Annotated in this window: 19 protein-coding genes (1 of these 19 running past the window's edge); 7 read left to right on the top strand and 12 right to left on the bottom strand. The window is 41.0% G+C overall.

Translation table 11 applies throughout. From position 1 onward, the window contains the following. Positions 1–95, bottom strand: the beginning of a protein-coding gene (locus PTUN_RS00150; protein WP_009838863.1) for a DUF1488 family protein. 160 nt of this gene lie to the left of the window's left edge; 95 of the gene's 255 nt are visible here — the first part of the coding sequence; it begins with the start codon at positions 93–95; its stop codon lies off the left edge, out of view. 1 nt (position 96) lies between these two features. Beyond that, entirely contained in the window at positions 97–918 is an 822-nt protein-coding gene (aroE, locus tag PTUN_RS00145) for a shikimate dehydrogenase (protein WP_009838864.1), read from the bottom strand. Between the two features lie 32 nt (positions 919–950). Between aroE and PTUN_RS00140 the strand changes: the two genes are divergently transcribed. Together PTUN_RS00140 and PTUN_RS00135 are read left to right on the top strand one after the other, a co-directional pair. Beyond that, positions 951–1,397: a group II truncated hemoglobin gene (locus PTUN_RS00140; RefSeq protein WP_009838865.1), complete on the top strand. Its 447-nt coding sequence runs from the start codon at positions 951–953 to the stop codon at positions 1,395–1,397. A gap of 100 nt (positions 1,398–1,497) precedes the next feature. Continuing rightward, on the top strand, positions 1,498–3,102 hold the full coding sequence (locus PTUN_RS00135; RefSeq protein ID WP_009838866.1) for a methyl-accepting chemotaxis protein: 1,605 nt from the start codon (positions 1,498–1,500) through the stop codon (positions 3,100–3,102). Between the two features lie 60 nt (positions 3,103–3,162). Here PTUN_RS00135 and hemF read toward each other — a convergent pair whose 3' ends face one another. The 6 genes from hemF to PTUN_RS00105 all read right to left on the bottom strand — a co-directional run bounded on the left by hemF (position 3,163) and on the right by PTUN_RS00105 (position 8,056). Further along, on the bottom strand, positions 3,163–4,074 hold the full coding sequence (gene hemF / locus PTUN_RS00130; RefSeq protein WP_009838867.1) for an oxygen-dependent coproporphyrinogen oxidase: 912 nt from the start codon (positions 4,072–4,074) through the stop codon (positions 3,163–3,165). Positions 4,075–4,077: 3 nt separating this feature from the next. Continuing rightward, positions 4,078–4,641 (bottom strand): L-threonylcarbamoyladenylate synthase type 1 TsaC, encoded by a 564-nt coding sequence (gene tsaC / locus PTUN_RS00125; protein WP_009838868.1) that lies wholly within the window; start codon positions 4,639–4,641, stop codon positions 4,078–4,080. A gap of 14 nt (positions 4,642–4,655) precedes the next feature. After that, entirely contained in the window at positions 4,656–5,222 is a 567-nt protein-coding gene (locus tag PTUN_RS00120) for a DNA topoisomerase family protein (RefSeq protein WP_009838869.1), read from the bottom strand. A 122-nt stretch (positions 5,223–5,344) separates the two neighbouring features. Then, the gene (locus tag PTUN_RS00115) at positions 5,345–5,818 is read right to left on the bottom strand and encodes a DUF494 family protein (RefSeq protein ID WP_040643981.1); all 474 of its coding nucleotides are present in this window, start codon (positions 5,816–5,818) and stop codon (positions 5,345–5,347) included. A gap of 1 nt (position 5,819) precedes the next feature. Further along, positions 5,820–6,911, bottom strand: a complete 1,092-nt coding sequence (dprA, locus tag PTUN_RS00110; RefSeq protein ID WP_009838871.1) for a DNA-processing protein DprA — start codon at positions 6,909–6,911, stop codon at positions 5,820–5,822. A gap of 23 nt (positions 6,912–6,934) precedes the next feature. Further along, entirely contained in the window at positions 6,935–8,056 is a 1,122-nt protein-coding gene (locus PTUN_RS00105) for a LysM peptidoglycan-binding domain-containing protein (RefSeq protein ID WP_009838872.1), read from the bottom strand. A gap of 121 nt (positions 8,057–8,177) precedes the next feature. On the opposite strand from PTUN_RS00105, the gene def reads away from it, so the two are divergent. The 4 genes from def to trkA are packed head-to-tail and all read left to right on the top strand — an operon-like array spanning position 8,178 to position 12,369. Continuing rightward, positions 8,178–8,681, top strand: coding sequence for a peptide deformylase (def, locus tag PTUN_RS00100; RefSeq protein WP_009838873.1), 504 nt, complete (start codon positions 8,178–8,180; stop codon positions 8,679–8,681). 29 nt (positions 8,682–8,710) lie between these two features. After that, complete coding sequence (gene fmt / locus PTUN_RS00095; protein ID WP_040643997.1) at positions 8,711–9,664, top strand: methionyl-tRNA formyltransferase; 954 nt, start codon at positions 8,711–8,713, stop codon at positions 9,662–9,664. Further along, positions 9,657–10,946 carry a 16S rRNA (cytosine(967)-C(5))-methyltransferase RsmB gene (gene rsmB / locus PTUN_RS00090; RefSeq protein ID WP_009838875.1) on the top strand — a complete coding sequence of 430 codons (1,290 nt, stop codon included), beginning with the start codon at positions 9,657–9,659 and terminating at the stop codon, positions 10,944–10,946. Before fmt ends, rsmB begins: the two co-directional genes overlap by 8 nt. Positions 10,947–10,992: 46 nt before the next feature. Next, positions 10,993–12,369 (top strand): Trk system potassium transporter TrkA, encoded by a 1,377-nt coding sequence (gene trkA, locus PTUN_RS00085; protein WP_009838876.1) that lies wholly within the window; start codon positions 10,993–10,995, stop codon positions 12,367–12,369. A 391-nt stretch (positions 12,370–12,760) separates the two neighbouring features. Here trkA and PTUN_RS00080 read toward each other — a convergent pair whose 3' ends face one another. From PTUN_RS00080 to PTUN_RS00065, 4 genes are all read right to left on the bottom strand, one after another. Beyond that, positions 12,761–14,212, bottom strand: a complete 1,452-nt coding sequence (locus PTUN_RS00080; protein WP_009838877.1) for a TrkH family potassium uptake protein — start codon at positions 14,210–14,212, stop codon at positions 12,761–12,763. Positions 14,213–14,249: 37 nt separating this feature from the next. After that, a complete protein-coding gene (locus PTUN_RS00075; RefSeq protein WP_009838878.1) occupies positions 14,250–14,867 on the bottom strand; it encodes a YigZ family protein in 618 nt (205 codons plus the stop codon). 57 nt (positions 14,868–14,924) lie between these two features. Beyond that, complete coding sequence (gene pepQ, locus PTUN_RS00070) at positions 14,925–16,247, bottom strand: Xaa-Pro dipeptidase (RefSeq protein ID WP_009838879.1); 1,323 nt, start codon at positions 16,245–16,247, stop codon at positions 14,925–14,927. Positions 16,248–16,317: 70 nt separating this feature from the next. After that, positions 16,318–18,210, bottom strand: a complete 1,893-nt coding sequence (locus tag PTUN_RS00065) for a transglycosylase SLT domain-containing protein (protein WP_009838880.1) — start codon at positions 18,208–18,210, stop codon at positions 16,318–16,320. Between the two features lie 283 nt (positions 18,211–18,493). On the opposite strand from PTUN_RS00065, the gene fadB reads away from it, so the two are divergent. After that, entirely contained in the window at positions 18,494–20,656 is a 2,163-nt protein-coding gene (fadB, locus tag PTUN_RS00060; RefSeq protein WP_009838881.1) for a fatty acid oxidation complex subunit alpha FadB, read from the top strand. The last annotated feature ends 1 nt before the right edge of the window (position 20,657 follow it).

Genomic DNA, 20,657 nt, shown 5'->3' with positions numbered 1-20,657 from the left:
TGGATCAATTGACCATTGGCCATTGCGCTAAACGTTAATTGTTGCAGCTGCGCATCAAAGCTAACATCATCATTAAATAAAACCGCTTGATTCATTTTATACCGCCTTTTGTTTTGCTAACTCGATGACCCGCTCTGAAGGTGGATAAACATTACGCCAAACATAATAAGCTTCTGCTGCTTGACCAATTAACATGCCTATACCGTCTAACAATATTGCAGTTGTATTATGCTGCTTCGCCCAATTTAGAAAAACAGTACTGCTGTCACTATAAACCATATCATAAATTGCTTTAGCGTCCGCAATGTGAACTTCTGTAAGACTTGGCAGTACTCCCGCAATACTCGAGGAGGTTGAATTGATAACCACATCAAAAGATGAGTCAGGTAGCTCATCAAAACTACAATAATCTATTTCGCCATATTGGCTAAATAACTCAGCCAATATTTGCGCTTTTTCTTTAGTACGATTTACGATGGTAATTTTGCGAGGTTGTTCATTTAATAATGGCAACAAAACTCCTCGTGCGGCACCACCAGCACCCATTAAAAGAATGCGCTGATTTTTTAATGTGACATCATTATTGAGTAAATCACTTACTAACCCGGCACCATCAGTATTGTCACCATATAAGCCGCCACTTTCTAGCCGCTTTAATGTGTTAACTGCTCCCGATACTTGAGCCCGCTCACTTAACTGCTGACACATTGCAAAAGCTTGCTCTTTAAAAGGCATGGTTACATTGGCGCCTAAGCCACCACCATCAAAAAAAGCATTTACTGTTGCTTCAAAATGCTCTAACGGTGCTAAAATCGCTTGATAATGCAATTGCTCACCTAGTAGCTCTGCAAACTTACTATGTATAGCTGGTGATTTTGAATGTTTGATTGGATTACCAAAAACTGCGTACTTATCCATTTAACCCTCGACCTTTAAAACGATTGAATTTTATGAAGCAACTAATACAACGTATATTTACGAAACAACCAGCACAAAACAAGCCTGTAGAGGCACCTTCACCCGAAAAAACACCTTATGAATTAATGGGTGGCGAAGCCGGTGCCCGCGCATTGGCAAATCGATTTTACGATATTATGGCGCAAGAAGCTTACACTAAACCTTTATATGATATGCACCCCCAACCTTTAGACCGAATTCGCCAAGTATTCTTTGAGTTTTTATCGGGCTGGCTTGGTGGTCCGGATTTATTTGTCGAAAAGCATGGCCACCCTATGCTTCGTAAACGCCACATGCCTTTTCCTATTGACCAAGATTTACGTGATCAATGGATGTTTTGTATGAACAAAGCGCTTGATGAACAAGTTGATAACCCTCTTTTACGCGAAGGGCTGAGACAATCACTGGCACAACTAGCCAGTCACATGATTAATCAATAAGCGTAAAGACACCTTAAAGTTATCGCTCTTTGCGTTAGGTCAAAAACAATACTGCAAAAAAATGGATAATAACTTTTCGTGCTAAGAGAGGTTATTATTTATGCGTGCCATTTCAATTCAATATAAAATTTATGCCTTACTTGCCGTAACGGGCTTTCTAGTGCTCATTGCGAGCATTATTAATGGCAGCCAGCAGCAACAGCATTTGGCGCAACAGACTATTGAATCAAACATAAAGCTTTTAGCCGATAATTATTTTGATTCAATTAATACCCTAATGCTCACTGGCACCATGAGCAATCGCAGTATTTTAACTGATAAAATTAATAACCACCCCAACATTGAAAACGCCGATATCATTCGAGGCGAACAAGTTAAAAAGCTTTATGGAGCAGGAAAAACCGGCGAGCAGGCAGACACTCCACCAGAAAAAGAAGCTCTTGGGGGGAAAGAGCAGCTGATCCTTGAGCAAATGAATAATCAAAGTGTACTCACTTACCTAAAACCTCTCATTGCTAGTAGTAATTATAAAGGCACTAACTGCCTAGGTTGTCATCAAGCACAAGAAGGGGATGTTCTTGGAGCCGTTAAAATTAGCTATTCTCTTGCCGAAGTCGACCAAGCTATTCAAAAAAACACCTTAATAAGTAGCGCAATGCTCAGCGCCATTTTTATTAGTGCTTTTGTTATTTTAGGTATTTTATTTAAACGAATTTTTATTAACCGCCTAAAACACTTAGGAAATACCATGCGCCTGGTGGCGCAAAACAAAGATTTAAGCCTGACAATCGATGACAAAACTCAAGATGAGTTAGGCAGGCTCGCAGATAATTTCAATATTATGATGACGAGTTTTAAATCCAACATCGCACAAGTATCTGACTCATCAAAAGTATTAATCCATTGCGCAGAACAAATTTTTGCTGCAGCAGATACAACAGAGCAAGCAATATTAGAACAAAAACAAGGAACAGACTCTGTCGCCGCTGCCATCAATGAACTTGAATGCTCTTCTAGCGAAGTTAAAAATACCACCCACTTTGCATCTGAGAAATCAGATGCAAGTAATTTGATGGCCGAGCAAAGCATGGTGATTGCAGAGCAAACCGAAACTAGCATTAATCAACTTGCTTTTGATGTACGCCAAGCAGCGCAGCAGGTAAGTCAATTACAAAACCAAACATTTGAAGTTGGTAAAGTACTTGAAGTAATTAGCAGTATTGCTGAGCAAACGAATTTACTGGCGCTAAATGCCGCCATTGAAGCTGCAAGAGCTGGCTCTGCTGGCCGTGGATTTGCAGTGGTCGCTGATGAGGTACGCACACTTGCAACTCGCACCCGGGTATCAACCGATGAAATTAAGCGCACTATAGAAAAACTCCAGCAAGAAGCTGAGCAAACTGTAGTAACAATGAATAACTCATGCCAAGAAGCAGATCAGCGCGCGATGCAGGTTAAGGATGTGGCACATGCACTTAAAACTATTTCGAATCAGATGCACGAGATTAACCAACTCAATGTACAAATCGCCGATGCTACTGAGCAACAAAATCTGGCCGCTGAGGAAATTAACCAAAGTGTTATTGCAATTAGAGATAACGCTGAACGTTCTTTAGAAGATGCATGTGATAGTAAAGAGGTCAGTGAGCAGCTATTAGTGCTGGCCCGTGAACTAGATCAACAGGTAAGAAACTTTAAACTTTAACGAAGCGAGGTTCAAAACATTCGTGTTTTAAACCTCCTTGAACCACAAACAAATAACCGATTACGCGAGCCAATCGCGTGGTTTTAAATAATCGTTATAAAGCATTGCTTCGGTAGATTCAGCTTCTGGTGAATAATTGTATTCCCAGCGGGCAAGTGGCGGCATTGACATTAAAATCGATTCTGTGCGACCACCGGTTTGTAACCCAAATAAGGTGCCTCGATCCCACACTAGATTAAACTCAACATAACGACCACGGCGGTACAACTGAAAATCACGCTGTATTTGTGTTACGGGTGTATTTTTACGCTTTTCAATAATTGGTATGTAAGCATCCAAAAATCCATTGCCTACCGCCTGCATAAACGCAAAACTTTTATCAAAACCCCAAGTATTCAAGTCATCGAAAAATAACCCACCGACACCCCGAGTCTCGCCTCGATGTTTTAAATAAAAATACTCATCACACCATTTTTTATAATCATCATAAACCGTTTCACCAAATGGCGAGCAAAGATTTTTTGCAACTTGATGCCAATGCTTAACATCTTCGAGCACTGGATAAAATGGGGTTAAGTCAAATCCACCACCAAACCACCAAATGGGCTCTTCACCTTCTTTTTCTGCGATAAAAAACCTTACGTTGGCATGGCTAGTAGGAATGTGAGGGTTCTTAGGGTGGATCACTAATGAAACCCCGCAGGCATGAAAACTGCGCCCAGCTAACTCTGGTCGATGGGCTGTTGCCGAGGCTGGCATAGAAGCGCCAAATACGTGAGAGTAATTCACACCTCCTTGCTCAATCACAGCGCCATTGGTGATAACACGCGTACGCCCCCCACCACCTTCAGCTCGTTGCCATGCATCTTCAACAAATTTAGCATCACCATCGGCTTGCTCTAAACCTGCACAAATACGGTCTTGTAAGTCGAGTAAAAAAGATTTAACTGTTTCTAAGGTTAAGTTTGCCATGGATTAGTCTCTAAATAATTGCCCTGTTCGAGCATCTTTAATTTGGCTTGGTTTTGTATTCCCACCTAATTGGCCAGCAACATAATACGCAACATTATTTGTAAACATCGCTTTTGCTTCATCTAACGACCTAACCGGTGCTTGGCCGGTTAAATTAGCGCTGGTTGAAACCAGCGGTTTGTTAAATTGCTGACAAAGTTGCTTCACTACTGAATGATTGGTTACACGTACGGCAATAGTATCAAATTTGCCGGTGAGCCATTTTGGTGTGGTTGATTTTGCGGGCATGATCCAAGTGACAGCACCTGGCCAAGCAGAAAAAATTTCAGCGCGCTTGTCCATCGGAATTTTTGCATCATCAACATAAGGTAGCAACTGAGCATAATTATCAGCAATTAAAATCAGGCCCTTTTCAACTGGGCGCTGTTTAATTGCCAGTAATGCCATCACTGCACTTTCGTTATCAGGATCGCACCCTAAACCGTAAACGGCCTCAGTCGGATAACAAATAACGCCACCTTGCTCGAGTTTATTAAGGCATTGAGTTAGCTCATCATGTACTGACACTAATCACTCCAGTTCTAAGAAATTTTCTGTTTAAAACTACAAGCCTTTTGAGGGCAAAGATGTACTTTTCCACTTGCCATATTTTTTTCAAGCATAATAGCCCAACCACAAGATGGGCATGACTCATCAACTGGTAAAAAATTTACTATGTATTTGCACGTTGGGTAAGCATCACAGGAATAAAAGCTCTTTCCTGATTTATTGCTACGTTTGACAAGATGCGCTTTTTGACATTTAGGGCAAGTAGGAAGAGCCAGTTGAGCTTCCGCCTCTTCATGAACGATATAATGACACTCAGGAAAGCCCGTACAACCAATAAACATCCCGTAACGACCATTTTTCACTTCTAAAGGTCGACTACATTCTGGGCAGGCAGTATCTGCGAGCACCTTGAGTGATTCAACCTCATGCTCAACTAACGGCTTTGAAAATTCACAACTAGGATAGCTCGCACAACCAATAAATGGACCTGTTTTACTGTGGCGGATCACCAACTCTGAACCACAAAGAGGGCAGATTTCATATTCTTTTTCTAAAGCATGTTCATGTGCTGAAAAAAGAGCATGATCGATTTTACTCATCAAGTTGCCTGTACTCGTTCAATTTGCGGTCAATATAATGCAGTAAATAGTTGGGTCAAGTAAAACCCTATAAAATAGGGGCAAAAATGCCCCTATTTTATAAAAACTCACAAAGTCGTTACTTAATGTAATAAACCCGATGGCTCATCAAACAATAGGTCTTCCATTTGTGCATAAGCTTGCTCTTTACCGGGGACATTAAATAGCACCATTAAAACAACCCATTTTAAATCATCTAAACCGATAAATACTTTATCCAGATCGAGTAATCTGTCTATGACCATTTCTCTGGTTTCACCGTCAATAACACTAATTTGCTCTAAAAAGAGTAAAAAACCACGACATGTAACATCTAACTTACTACATTCAGATTCAGTATAAACTCGGACAGATTGAGCTGGTTTGTTATTTAAATAAGGAAGTTCATCACAGTGTTGCAGCTCAGCAAGCTGCTCTAACCAATCAAGCGCTTTATAGATTTCACTGCGATTAAAACCCGCCCTTAAAAGCTCATCGGTTAACTCACTTTGCTCGACATAAATTTCCGATTCGCTGTGAATATAATTCTCAAATAAATACATGAGGATATCGAACATTTTAATATCTCCTCAATTTTACATAACCACCCAAAACCCGCTCTACGTGGTTGGACAGTTCAAGGTCTAAAAGACGGGTTAAAAGTTGCTCAATTGGGATATTTGTTTTATTTGATAATTCATCAACCGTCATCACGTCATACCCCAACTCAGCTAAAAGAGGTTCTTCATCATCACAATTTAGTACCTCGTCTTTACTATATAGACCGTTTTTTACAAAAAGACCTAACTCCTCAAAAATATCATCGACATTCTCGGTAAGTTTAGCCCCTTGTTTAATTAGAAAATGGCAGCCATGAGAGAGCTCATTTAAAACTGAACCTGGAACAGCAAATACCTCTCTGTTTTGCTCTAAAGCATAGCGAGCAGTAATTAAGGAGCCACTTTTAAGCTCAGCTTCAACCACAACAGTGCCATAACTTAATCCAGAGATAATGCGGTTACGACGAGGAAAATTTGCCGCATGTGCTTTTGTACCTGGCAAAAACTCACTTACAAGTAGACCTCGCTCAATTATCTGCATGGCGAGTAGTTTATTTCGTTTAGGATAAATAACATCAACCCCAGTACCGAGTACTGCGATTGTTTTACCGCTTGCAGCTAAAGAGCCTTTATGTGCAGCAGCATCAATTCCACCAGCTAGGCCAGAAGTAACCGTAACTCCTTGTTCATTCAATTGATAAGCGAACTCGCTAGCAATATGACAACCATTTGCTGTTGCACTACGGCTACCAACAATCGCCAATTGTGGTGCCTGCAACAAGGAGATATCACCGCGACAAAATAAAATAAGTGGAGCAGAGACAATTTCTTTTAATAACGGAGGATAAGCAGGATGGTCATAGCAGATGGCAAAAATTTTTTGTTCAATGAGGTAATTTTCAAGTTTGTTAATGTAACTATAATCTGGGTGAAGTATTTGATTAATAATGTCAGGCTTCAAGCCTAATTGCTGCAACTGCATCTCAGATAAGAGAAGCAACTGATCTAGCTCAATATGTTGTTTTAGTTTAAGTAAGGTTTGGACTCCCAAACCTTTACATAAATAAAAAACGAGCCAAATACGCAGCTCGTTTTTTTCAGTTTCTAGCATGCTCCCTCCTTAGAGCATTCGAATTAAAGGTCTACATTTACCGTATCCCCTAAACGAATTGGCATCAATGTTTCCATGATAATGGCGTAGCTCAGATTGTTGTAAACTTTAAACACCATCAACTCGCCTACTTTCTCTGAAGGTGTAACCCAAAGCTTTTGGTCTTGGTTCGATTCACCAAATAACCCTTCGATACTAGCAGCAACCTTTTCATATCGAGAGGTATCTTCTAAATATGTTGGACCATTCTTTCCATCTATAACTTTAGGAGAAGCGCGGCGAATATCCAGTATATGACCAGGTTTTAGTTGGTCAGCGGTACCACGATTTAATATAACTATGTCGTACTGGCTAAATTCACGAAAATCATTAGTGGCAGCAATAATGCTTCCTTTAATCCCCGCTTCTGGACGAGTTAAACTAAAAAATGCAGGTAAAGATTGCCCTTCCATCGCTGGCATTAAAAAATCACCCGCTTTGATTTCCTGTTTTACATTCTGTACACGAACAGAAGCAGGCTCCCCTTTATGAACATCGCCACTACGAAACGCACGCGCAGTTCCAACTAACTTAGCTTTATGCGCTAATACAGTTTCAGATTCAGGATCGATATAAGCATCACCTTTACGATAAATACCGTAAAATTGACTACGCTCCAAATCACCTTTGACATAAAGAATTTGGTCAGATATTTGATTTTTTACAGCTTGGTTGGCACCTAAAACATATGGTTTTGTTGCAATGACTTCTTCATCAAGTGCTTGTTCATATGTTAAATATGGACGCAAAAACTCAAGTGGCACAGTTGGTATTGCATCGGCCTTTTTGAGGGTTTTTCTCACATTGGGGGATAATTTTTTATATTTTTGATTCATCACCAACATAGGTTGACCATCAGCGTCATATACTAACGTCAGCATATCGCCTGGGTAAATTAAATGCGGGTTATCTATTTGAGGATTCATGCGCCATAACTTTGGCCATAACCAAGGTTGCTCAAGATAGATCTCCGAAATATCCCAGAGGGTGTCACCTTTTTTTACAACGTATTGTTGTGGGGCATCTTTTTTAATAGTTAATACATCTGCGATAGCTGGAAACGCCATTGCCAATGCAAAAACCGTAGCTGTAAGCTTTTTAATCATGCTAGCTTCCTTGAGCTGTTTTTTATTATTCTTAATCTAAACCTGTAAAAGGTGACCAGTAATGGCTAAAATAAAAACATAACACAAACTTGCACTATACACATAACATTAAAAGGTAAATATGGCTTTTTTAGAAGTTTTACGCTTTCCTGATGAACGACTGCGCACAATAGCAAAACCAGTTACACAAGTAGATGATTCTATTAAAAAGATTGTAGCTGATATGTTTGATACTATGTATGAAGAAAGTGGCATCGGTTTAGCAGCCACACAAGCTAACATTCACCTACGCATAGTCGTTATTGATGTCACTGAAGATAAATCAGATCAACTTGTACTGATTAACCCAGAAATCACTAAAAAAGATGGCTCTACGATCAGTGAAGAAGGTTGTCTATCGGTGCCAAACTCTTATGCCAAAGTTGATAGAGCCGAAACTGTTACCGTTAAAGCGCTCAATCTTGACGGTCAAGAGTTTTCATTAGATGCAGATGGTCTATTGGCAATATGTATTCAGCATGAGCTTGACCACCTACAAGGTAAACTGTTTGTTGATTACTTATCACCTCTAAAGCGTGACCGCATCCGCAAAAAATTAGAGAAAGAAGCCAAAATGGCTAAATAAGCCTCACCAACTAAAAAGTGAATATTCGAGTGACACAAGCATTACGTATTATTTTTGCGGGCACCCCAGATTTTGCCGCCCGCCATCTGCAAGCATTAATCGATTCCGAACATGAAATTGTTGCCGTTTATTGCCCACCCGATCGCCCAGCAGGTCGAGGCAAAAAACTCAAAGCCTGTGAAGTGAAGGAGCTAGCGGTAGCTCATGACATTCAGGTATTACAACCGTCCAGTTTAAAAAGTACCGAAGTACAACAAGAACTGGCTGAATTAAATGCTGACCTAATGGTTGTTGTCGCTTATGGCTTATTACTTCCAAAAGCCATTCTTGATACGCCTAAATTTGGTTGCATTAATGTTCATGGCTCTATTTTACCGCGCTGGCGTGGGGCTGCACCCATTCAACGTGCAATTTGGGCTGGTGATGAAGAATCAGGTGTGACCATAATGCAAATGGATGTCGGTTTGGATACTGGTGATATGCTCTCTATTGTCACTTGCCCAATCGCAAAAGATGAAACCAGCACCAGCCTGTACGACAAACTTGCTCAACTTGGACCACAAGCAATGATAGCAACCGTTGCCGATATTGCTAATGGACAAGCCATTGCGACTAAACAAGATGATGAACAAGCCAATTACGCTAAAAAACTTTCTAAAGAAGAAGCAAATATCGATTGGACGATGGCTGCTGACCAAATTGAACGTAATGTTCGCTCTTTCAATCCTTGGCCAATTTGCTTTACTGAATTTTCCGGCCATACGGTTAAAATTTGGCAAGCTGAAATCGTCAATCAACAAGGTCAAGCAGGCACAATTTTGCAAGCCGATAAAAATGGCATTATCATCGCAACAGCACAGCACGCCCTTAAGATAACGCAACTCCAACCTGAAGGTAAAAAACCGATGTCTGCACAAGACTTTTTAAATGGTCGAGCCGATTGGGTCACTGTTGGTAGTAAAGCAGGTTTTATTAATGAATAATGTTCGCGCACTAGCAGCTGAAACACTGTACCAAGTAGTTGATCAAGGTTTATCTCTGAACCAAGTATTGCCAGCTGCTGCTGCCAAGGTTGCAGTTAAAGAAAAAGCGTTGTTACAACAACTTTGTTATGGCGTGCTCAGGCAGCTACCTAGCTTAGAGCATTACTGTCGCACTTTATTGACTAAGCCACTTAAGGGAAAACAGCGAGTTTTCCAGTTTTTAGTGTATGTTGGTATTTACCAACTTCAGCACATGCGTACCCCAGCCCATGCTGCGGTAGCTGAAACCGTTAACGCCTTACAAGCTCTTCAAGCGCCGGGCTTAAAAGGATTAGTTAACGCGGTGCTGCGTAACTTTCAGCGTCAGCAAGCAGAGCTTGAAGCAGCAGCAAACCAAGTTGAAGTGTGTTTATATAATCATCCAGGTTGGTTTATCAAAGCAGTTCAAGAGGCATATCCCGAAAAGTGGCAAACTATTTTAGCTGCTAATCAACAACAAGCACCTATGTGGTTGCGCATTAATCAAAGCCAATACAGCACAGATCAATACTTGGCATTATTAACCGAGGCTAATATTGTGGCCCGTAAAGTAGATGGTTTTTGTGATGCCGTACTTCTTGAGAAGCCTTGTGATGTTTTTAGCCTACCTGGTTTTGCTGAAGGTGCGTGTTCGGTGCAAGATGGTGCCGCGCAAATTGCGGCTCGTTTGATGGCCCCCCAAGCAGGAGAGCGCATTTTAGACGCCTGTGCAGCACCTGGTGGCAAAACCTGTCACATCCTAGAATTGGCCGACAATCTGGCAGTTACAGCGCTTGATTGTGATGAAACACGCCTAGCTCGCGTCCAAGAAAACTTATCGCGTATTGGACTACAAGCGCAATTACTTTGCGCCGATGCGGCCAATCCAGATACTTGGTGGGATAAAGAAACATTTGATAAAATCTTGCTCGATGTACCATGTTCAGCAACAGGTGTAATTCGCAGACACCCCGATATCAAATGGCTACGCAGAGCTGCCGATATTGAGCAACTTGCGTTATTACAAAGCAGTATTTTAGATAAAATTTGGCCGTTACTTAAAGCGGGTGGCACACTCGTTTATGCAACTTGCTCGGTTTTACCTCAAGAAAATAAAGATCAGGTAAAAGCGTTTTTAGCACGCACAGATGATGCAATCCATCAGCCTTTGCATGATTTAGACACGCACGAACAACCAGGCTGGCAGTTTTTACCGGAACTTACCGATGGTTTTTATTACGCAAAAATCACCAAGCGACCATAACAAATGGGCCTACTGTAGGCCCTTTTAAAAGCGATATAAGCAAGTCATGAAAATAATCATTTTAGGTGCAGGACAAGTTGGTGGGACACTCGCTGAAAACTTAGTTGGTGAGAAAAACGAAATAACCGTAGTTGATATCAATGCAGATAAACTGCGAGAACTACAGGATAAATACGATTTACAAGTAGTTAATGGTCATAGCGCCCACCCAGAAGTTTTACGCCGTGCAGGGGCTGAAGATGCCGATATGATTATCGCTGTAACTAGCTCTGATGAAGTTAACATGGTTGCCTGCCAAGTCGCTTACAGTATTTTTAATACTCCAACAAAAATCGCGCGCATTCGCTCTGAGCAATACTTACGTTACAAAGAACAACTGTTCCACAATCATGATTTACCGGTCGACCATTACATCGCACCAGAACAACTGGTCACAAAATACATTCGTCGATTAATCGATTATCCAGGAGCATTACAAGTACTGCAATTTGCAGAAGGTAAACTATCGTTAGTGGCAGTTAAAGCCTATTACGGTGGTCTACTTGTTGGTTATGCCCTCTCTGCACTTAAAGAACACATCCCGAATGTCGAGACCCGTGTCGCGGCTATTTATCGCCAAGGTAAACCGATTAAACCGCTTGGTACTACCGTTATTGAAGCTGACGATGAAATATTCTTTATTGCGGCAACCAAACACATTCGCGCCGTAATGAATGAGCTACAAAAACTCGAACGCTCTTATAAAAAAATCATGATTGCTGGTGGGGGTAACATTGGCGCAGGCTTAGCCCATTCTTTAGAAAAAACCCACAGTGTAAAACTAATAGAACGTAATTTAGCTCGTGCTGAACAACTGTCTGGCATGTTGCATAATACCGTGGTATTTGCCGGTGATGCATCTGATCAAGAGCTCCTTTCAGAAGAGCATATTGAGCAAGTTGACGTTTTTATTGCCGTAACAAACGATGACGAAGCCAATATTATGTCTGCCATGCTCGCCAAGCGCATGGGGGCACAAAAAACCATGGTGCTGATCCAACGTGGAGCTTATGTCGATTTAGTGCAAGGTGGCGAAATTGACATTGCCATCTCACCACAACAAGCAACCATTTCTGCACTGTTAACCCATGTAAGACGCGGTGATATTGTTAATGTGTACTCCTTACGAAAAGGCGCTGCAGAGGCAATTGAAGCTGTGGCTCACGGCGATGAAACAACCTCTAAAGTGGTTGGCCGTGCCATTGCCGAAATTAAACTACCGATAGGTACAACAATCGGCGCTATCGTCAGAAATGATGATGTATTAATTGCGCATGATAATACGGTGATCCACTCAGGCGACCATGTCATCATGTTTTTGATTGATAAAAAGCAAATCCATGTGGTAGAAAAGCTCTTTCAAGTCAGCGCTATTTTTATGTAACCCGATCACTAAAATGCAAAGAGGCGAACTGATGTTCGCCTTTTTTGTTGCAACTTCTGGTATTACTAATACGCCCAACGACCTTCGTTTTAGCCTAAGTCATATATGAGTGTTTGTAATTCATCCATGAAGTACCTCTCCTATCGTCATCCATGACTCAACTTCGGGCAGCTGCGAAGCAATGCTTCGGTCTAAATTAAGGATGAGAGTTTGTAATTCATCCATGAAGTGCCTCTCCTATCGTCATCCATGACTCAACTTCGGACAGCTGCGAAGCAATGCTTCGGTCTAAATTAAGGATGAGTGTTTGTAATTCATCCATGAAGTACCTCTCCTATCGTCATCCATGACTCAACTTCGGACAGCTGCGAAGCAATGCTTCGGTCTGTCCTCACCCACGCCAGAATGTGGGGGTAAACAACACTAACAAGGTAAAAATTTCTAAACGGCCAAATACCATCGCAAGGGTTAAAATCCATTTTGCTCCATCAGTGATATCACCATAATGAGCAGCAACATCGCCCAATCCTGGACCTAAATTATTTAAACACGCCGCGGTTGCTGAAAAAGCGGTAATATTATCAAGCCCTGTGCCCATTAGCATTAGCATAATGATCACAAAGACCAGCGCATACGCCGAGAAAAACCCCCAAACGGCTTCTATAACCTTATCTGGTAATGCTTTACGACCTAATTTAATCGAATAAATAGCTCTAGGGTGGACTAAGCGATTAAGCTCGCGGATCCCTTGTAAATACAATAAAAAGACCCGAACCACTTTCATTCCACCGCCTGTCGAACCAGCACAGCCACCAATAAAACTCGAGAAAATAAGTAAAATAGGTAAAAACAACGGCCATGCTGAAAAGTTATCAGTGGCAAACCCTGCTGTAGTGCTCATCGATACGGCTTGAAACATTGCTTGATCTAGCGTTTGATCGCCCGTTTCATAGACACCTTCTGACGATAACACACTAAAACACAGCAAGATAAGTGCAGCCTGAATCCCTAAAAAGACCTTAAATTCAGGATCTCGCAAATATACTTTTAAGTTACGACTTGCGACAGCGGCATAGTGCAGCGAAAAATTAATTGCAGCGATAATTAAAAAGAAGACACATATAAAATTAATGAGTGGGCTATTAAAGTATCCCATTGATGCGTCATACGTCGAAAAACCACCAATCGCAATGGTCGAGAACGCATGGCAAATTGCATCAAACCAATCCATGCCAGCAGCCCAATAAGCTGTTGAACAAGCAATAGTTAACGATACATAAATATACCAAAGATGCTTGGCAGTATCGGCAATCCGCGGGGTCATTTTAGAGTCTTTAACAGGGCCTGGCGTCTCGGCTCGATAAAGCTGCATTCCCCCAACACCAAGCATAGGCAATACTGCAACCGCTAAAACAATGATCCCCATCCCACCTAACCACTGCAGCTGCTGACGATAAAACAGTACCGCTTTAGGCAAAAATTCAATACCCGTTAAAACTGTCGCACCTGTTGTGGTTAATCCCGAGAATGATTCAAAAATAGCATCTGCAAGAGACAGCTTTGGCGTATCTAAAAAAATCAAAGGTAATGACGCAAACGCGCCTAATACTAACCAAAACAACACCACTATTAAAAAGCCTTCACGCGCTTTTAAATCACCATTTTGATGTCGATTTGGATAATAGGCGATAAGCCCTATCACCAAACTAAATACAAAAGCCAAAACAAAGGGCACCCCGCCACCATCTTTATAAATTAAAGATACCAAGGCAGGTGGGATCATCGTGATGCTAAACATAGCCACCAGCTGACCGAGAATTTTGATTATGGTACGAAACTGCATGTGTGTTGTGATCCCTGATTACAATTTTGTCATTGTCTTATGGTTTTATTTTCAACTCAACCGCACCGTGGCTAATTTCAAAAATATCCTTTACCGCATCATCGGCTTGGCGCGCATCAATGGTAATGCACCACAACACCATATCGGCATATTGCTTTTCAATATTAAATACTTGATACCTTGTATTTAATCTCTGTTCAATGTTCCCTTGCTGATGATAATTGCTTTGGCCAAACAATTGCACTTGTGGCACTTGCATTAATGTTGGCAAGGTTTTTAACGCATTATTTAAACTGCCACCATAAGCACGCACCAAGCCACCAGTACCAAGCTTTATACCACCAAAATAACGCGTCACCACCGCTGTAATTTCACCTAACCCAGACCCCACTAATACATTCAACATCGGTTTTCCAGCCGTGCCATTCGGCTCTCCATCATCCGAAAAACCTAAAACATGGCTGCCATTAGGCGCACCTGCAATATGTGCCCAGCAATTATGGTTCGCATCGGCATATTTATTCTGGATAAGTTTAATAAATTGTTTGGCACTGCTTAAATCTGGTGTATGGGCTATGTGAACTATAAACGTACTTTTTTTAATTTCTTCTTGATAGTAAAGATCAGATGCTGGATATGGATACTCTAAACTCATTCGGCTCACTTAGATAAAAAAAGAGCCTTACGGCTCTTTTTATTCTAACGTAATTCTTTACGCTAAATTAAGATTTCTTGTCATATTTTCATTGTGATCTACATGCACAATCACGTTATCTTCGATACGAATTCCACCATAAGGTTTGAAAGCCTCAACCTTTTCCCAGTTGATGTATTGCGTATTATCTGTTTGCGCAAGCTCACTTAATAACGAATCGATAAAGTATAGACCTGGTTCAATAGTAAATACTTGGTTTGCTTCAATAATACGAGTGCAACGTAAGAATGGGTGCCCTGCAGGTGCCGGTTGATGTGTACCGCGCTCATCAGCCATAAATCCACCCATATCATGTACTTGAAGACCTAAGTGATGCCCTAACCCATGTGGAAAGAAGGTGGTACTAATGCCTTTTTCTATAATCGCTTCAGGTGGTAAAAGTACAATACCAAAATCACTTAAGATTTGTGCAATGCCTTGATGGCATTTCAGGTGTAAATCACCATATTTAAGTCCTGGCTTTAAGCCGGCACATAACTCTTGTTGTAATTCATTTACCGCATTAATTAGTTTTGCAAACTCACCCTGCGGATTAAAGTCATATGTACGGGTAATATCGGCAGCATAACCATGAAAACTAGCACCTGCATCAATCAAAAACGATAAGCTTTTCTCTGGCGCTAATTGCTCAAGTTTGGTGTAGTGTAAAATCGCACAATTATTATTGAGCGCCACTATGTTGCTATAAGGCATTTCGTTTTCGGTTTGGCGGGTTGCCAACAAATAAGCATGCTGAATATCATATTCAGAACCACCGGCATAAAACTTCGCTTTTGCAGCTTCATGACCCAATACCGCAATACGATTTGCCTCACGTAAACACGCCAGCTCATATTGTGTTTTATATGCACGGTGATAATGGAAATAGTTTAATACTGGTTCAGGATTAATCTCACTAAAACCAAGTGCACGCGCAACTTCTAGATACTCACCAATATAAGCAAATTTAGCTTTGTCATATGGCAGTAATTTTTCGACCTGATCAGGAATGAGCAATAATTCAATATCAAAAAACTCAGCCCAAAAATCGGTTGGTTCATCAGGTACTTTGTGCCAAAAATCAACAGGGCGATAAAAAATGAGTTTGGGCTTATCAAGGCCATTGACCACTAACCAACAATGAGGATTATCAATTACGGGCAACCAAGCTTTAAAATGAGGATTCACTTTAAACGGATAATCCATATCATCTAAAAACTGACGTTTCGCTTGTCCTGAGTGAATGACTAATCCATCTAACCCTTCAAGAGTTAAAATTGTACGCGTTCTTGTTTGAATAGTTGTTATATGTTCGCCATATAACGCCGCTAATTTATCCATGATAAGACCATCTTTTCTTTTGTGGAGTTGCACACATAGTAACATAGACCAACTGCATTGTTAGCCACCGCTACTTTTGTATTTTCATTTTAACTAATTCATCAAACAGGTTATCAGCAAAACCAAACCGGGTGTGGTACACCTGACGGTAAGCAAATACATTTTTGACATAATCGCGGGTTTCACGATAAGGAATACCTTCAACCCACAGGTCAAAATCTATCGCTTCTTTTGGTAGCCACTTTTCAACACGGTAATAACCCGCATTATACGAAGCCGTTGCGATTACCTCATTCCCTTTGGCTTTTTGTTTCAAATATTTTAAATAATCATTGCCAAGTTTTACGTTAACTTTTGGGTCATATAGTTTTGAGCGCGAGACACTTCCTTTATTAACATAACTAGCGGTTGATGGTAATAACTGCATCAAGCCATGTGCCCCAGCTGAAGAACTGGCATTAGGTGCAAAGGAGCTTTCACGTCGAGCAATGGCATAACTCCATGCTAAATCAATATTACTGCGCTTACTGTAACGCTCAAAAAGCTCTTCAAATGCTAACGGAAAACGTAAATCTAAATGATGAAAGCGCTCGATTTGTGCCAAGGTAATAATCACACTGTCATGCCAGCCTTCTTGGTGAGCTAAGCTAGCGGCTGCGAGTTTTTCATCTTCTGTTGAGGTATTAAGTAAATAATTCCACTCCCGCTTTGCCGAAGTAAAACGCTCTAACTCAAAAAATGCTTTTGCTCTCAAAAATCCAGGGGCTTGTTGTACTTCTTTAATTAAAGCGTCATCAACATTGAGCGCTTGCTCTTGCAATGCCACAGCCAAACCCAACCGTGCAGCAGCTAAAAAGCCGTAATAATCTCGTTTTTCAGCCAAGTCACGCCAAACCTCATTCGACTTTTTTTTATGCCCTTGTTGTAATAACGCATAACCAAGCCAATAACGCTGCCCATTACTCAGCGTTTTATCGGTAAAATACGCAACGATTCCGGGCCAATCTTGCAGCTGCAGTAAGTTAGTTAATTGCCATTGCATCAACGCATCATCTTGCTTTTCGTCAGGGACTTTATTCAACCAAAACTTTGCTTGTACATGTTGTTTAGATGCCAGCGCTAAGGCAAATGAATAATAAACATCGTTTTTTTGCTCTTGTGAAAAGCTAAACTTTTGCTCGAGCTTGTCCCATGCACGGATCGCGAGCTCTTCATCACGCCACACTAATCGACGAATGCCATAAATTGCAATTTGCGCTTCTTTTTCTGAGCCTTTTTTAAAACGATAAAGCCCGGCCGTGGCTGATGGGTCTTTTCGTACTTCATAATATAAATCAGCAAGATATTGCTCATTTGCTGGCAGTTGTTTTTCTAAATAGGGAATAAGTGAATGCTGACCTTTTTCTGCCACCATAGTAAGACGCTGCCAAATGAGTTCTTGGCTCATGTACCCTTGCTTTTGCCACAGTGTAAATAAGCTATCACAAGCTTTAGGCTGAGACTTATCAACCAACCAAAGCTCGGTTACTTGCTTTAAAATTGCAGCCTCAGGCGCACCTAAATCGAGCTGATACCTTAAATGAGTACAACTAAGCTCCGCATCACTGGTTTCTTTAAAATACTTTATGAATAGCGCCTTATTCCGCTTTTTCATTAAATACTCAAGCCATGTTTTACGTAGCGGCCATTCAAGAGGCGTACCGGAATACACATCTAAAAAGCGCTCTATTTCCTGTTCATTTTTTAGTAATGGATGATTTTTAAGATAAGCCAATTGCACATAAGGCTTAAGAGGATGCTCAAGATTGCTGATTGCTTGTTGGTAGTTTTTTGTATTACCCGACCTTGCTATTTTTTCAGCTTGAATAAAGTCTTTATGAAGATCGGGCGAAGCAAAACTAATACCGGAGATAAAAACCGAGCACAACGTCACAATACGCAGTCCTCGCGGATATAAATGCATTAAAGTGATCCTTACTGTTAGTGCAGCCGAGTAAAAAGAATAGGGATAAATAAGAAATCAGGCTGCCAAGCTAGCTTGCCTTGTAATTGACCTCTTTTGCAACATTTCTCGATAAAAACAACTAAGTTCGACTACCCTTTATAGCAGATTTCAACTGTCAATTTTTAACCAAATGTAATGAATTCACTAAAATTTAATTGCATTTTAAATTTAAAGCAGGCAATCTGCGTAAAAAGCACACTCATCGTACCAGTTGAGTTTGATAACTAGGGAGACATAGTTAATGTTATTTAAGAGTGATTCCTTCGAGGTTTCTTTTATTAAAGAAAGCATCGCCGAGTTTAAATTTTGCGTACCCGGCCCAGTTAATAAATTATCTCAGCAAACCCTGCAAGAATGTGGGCAAGCGCTAACAGAATTAGCCAATAATTCAGATATTAAAGGTATGGTGTTCACCAGCGATAAAGATCACTTTATTATTGGTGCTGATATTTTTGAGTTTTTACCTACCTTCGATAAACCAGAAGCTGAATTAGTTGAGTGGATTAAAAATGCCACTGACGTATTTGACCAATTAGAAGACTTACCTTTCCCTACCATTTCAGCCGTAAATGGCATGGCTTTAGGTGGTGGTTGTGAATGGGTATTAGCAACCGATTACCGCGTTGCCGCGCCAGATTTAAAACTAGGATTACCTGAAGTTAAACTTGGTATTATGCCAGGCTTTGGCGGCACAGTGCGTTTACCTCGTATTATTGGTGCTGATAATGCCATGACGTGGATTACGACTGGCAAAGAACACCGCGCAGAAGAAGCCCTAAAAATTGGCGCCATTGATAGTGTAGTGGCTCCAGATAAACTCCTAACTAGCGCCGTTAAAATGCTGGAACAAGCGATTGAAGGTAAGCTCGATTGGCAAACAAAACGCCAAGAAAAACTTCAACCGTTAAAGATGAATCGTGTCGAGCAAGGTATGAGTTTTGCGATGGCTGAAGGCATGGTATATGCGCAAACTAAAGGTCATTACCCTTCACCTATGATGGCTGTTAAAACCATTAAAGCGGCTGCAAATCATGGCCGTGCTGAAGCGATGGCCATTGAAAATGCTAACTTTGCAAAACTAGCAAAAACACCAGAAGCGGCAGCTCAGGTCGGTATTTTCTTAGCCGATCAATTCATCAAATCAAAAGCACGAAAACTAGCAAAAGCCAATAATACCGAAATAAAACAAGCAGCTGTGCTTGGTGCTGGTATTATGGGTGGTGGTATTGCATATCAGTCAGCCTACAAAGGCGTGCCAATTATCATGAAAGACATTCAACCAAGTGCGTTAGACTTGGGGATGAATGAAGCGTCTAAAATTTTAGGCAAGCAGCTAGAGCGTGGCCGTTTAACACTTGATAAAATGGTTAAAACCCTTGGTGCTATCAAGCCAACATTAAACGATAACGACTTACAAACAGCCGATATCGTTGTAGAAGCTGTTGTAGAAAATCCAAAAATCAAACAAGCAGTACTTGCAAAACTTGAAGCTGATATGCCAGAAAATACGGTACTGACTTCTAATACATCAACGATTTGCATTGATGTACTCGCCAGCGCACTTAAAAAGCCAGAAAACTTCTGTGGTATGCATTTCTTTAATCCAGTACACAGAATGCCATTAGTTGAAATTATTCGTGGTAGCAAAACATCTGATGCGACAATTAACGCTGTGGTTGATTACGCCCTGAAACTGGGTAAATCACCAATCGTAGTGAATGATTGTCCGGGCTTTTTTGTAAATCGTGTTTTATTCCCTTACTTTGCAGGTTTTAACCAATTAGTTGTCGAAGGTGTTAACTTTGCTAAAGCTGATAAAGTGATGGAAAACGTATTCGGTTGGCCGATGGGCCCTGCTTATTTACTTGATGTAGTGGGTTTAGATACTGCGCATCATTGTACTGATGTGATGGCCGACGGCTTCCCTACGCGTATGGCTCGCCAAGAAAAAGACCCGGTTGCCGTATTAGCTGCAGCGAATCGTTTTGGTCAGAAAAATGGCAAAGGTTTTTATCAGTATCAAATGGATAAAAAAGGCCGCCCACAGAAAAAAGCGGATGCAGATGCGCTTGAATTATTAAGCTCTGTGTGTGCGAGCGAAAAAGAATTTAGCAAAGAAGAAATCATCGACCGTTGCATGATCCCAATGCTGAACGAAGTATTGTTATGTTTACAAGAAAATATCGTCGCTTCACCACAAGAAGCTGATATGGCGCTTATTTATGGTTTAGGTTTCCCTCCATTCAGAGGCGGTGCATTCCGTTATTTAGACCAAATTGGTTTAGCTAATTTTGTTGCAAAAGCAGACCAATACGCGCATTTAGGTGCTATTTTCCAAGTCTCAGAGCAAACACGTCAATGGGCGCAAGCAGGACGTAAATTTTATCAGGTAGAGGGCCAATAAC

It is taken from the genome of Pseudoalteromonas tunicata, assembly GCF_002310815.1.
In the GTDB taxonomy this organism is placed as follows: Bacteria; Pseudomonadota; Gammaproteobacteria; order Enterobacterales; family Alteromonadaceae; genus Pseudoalteromonas; species Pseudoalteromonas tunicata.
Note: the sequence above shows the minus strand (reverse complement) of the source record. Positions and strands in the feature narration are given on the sequence as shown.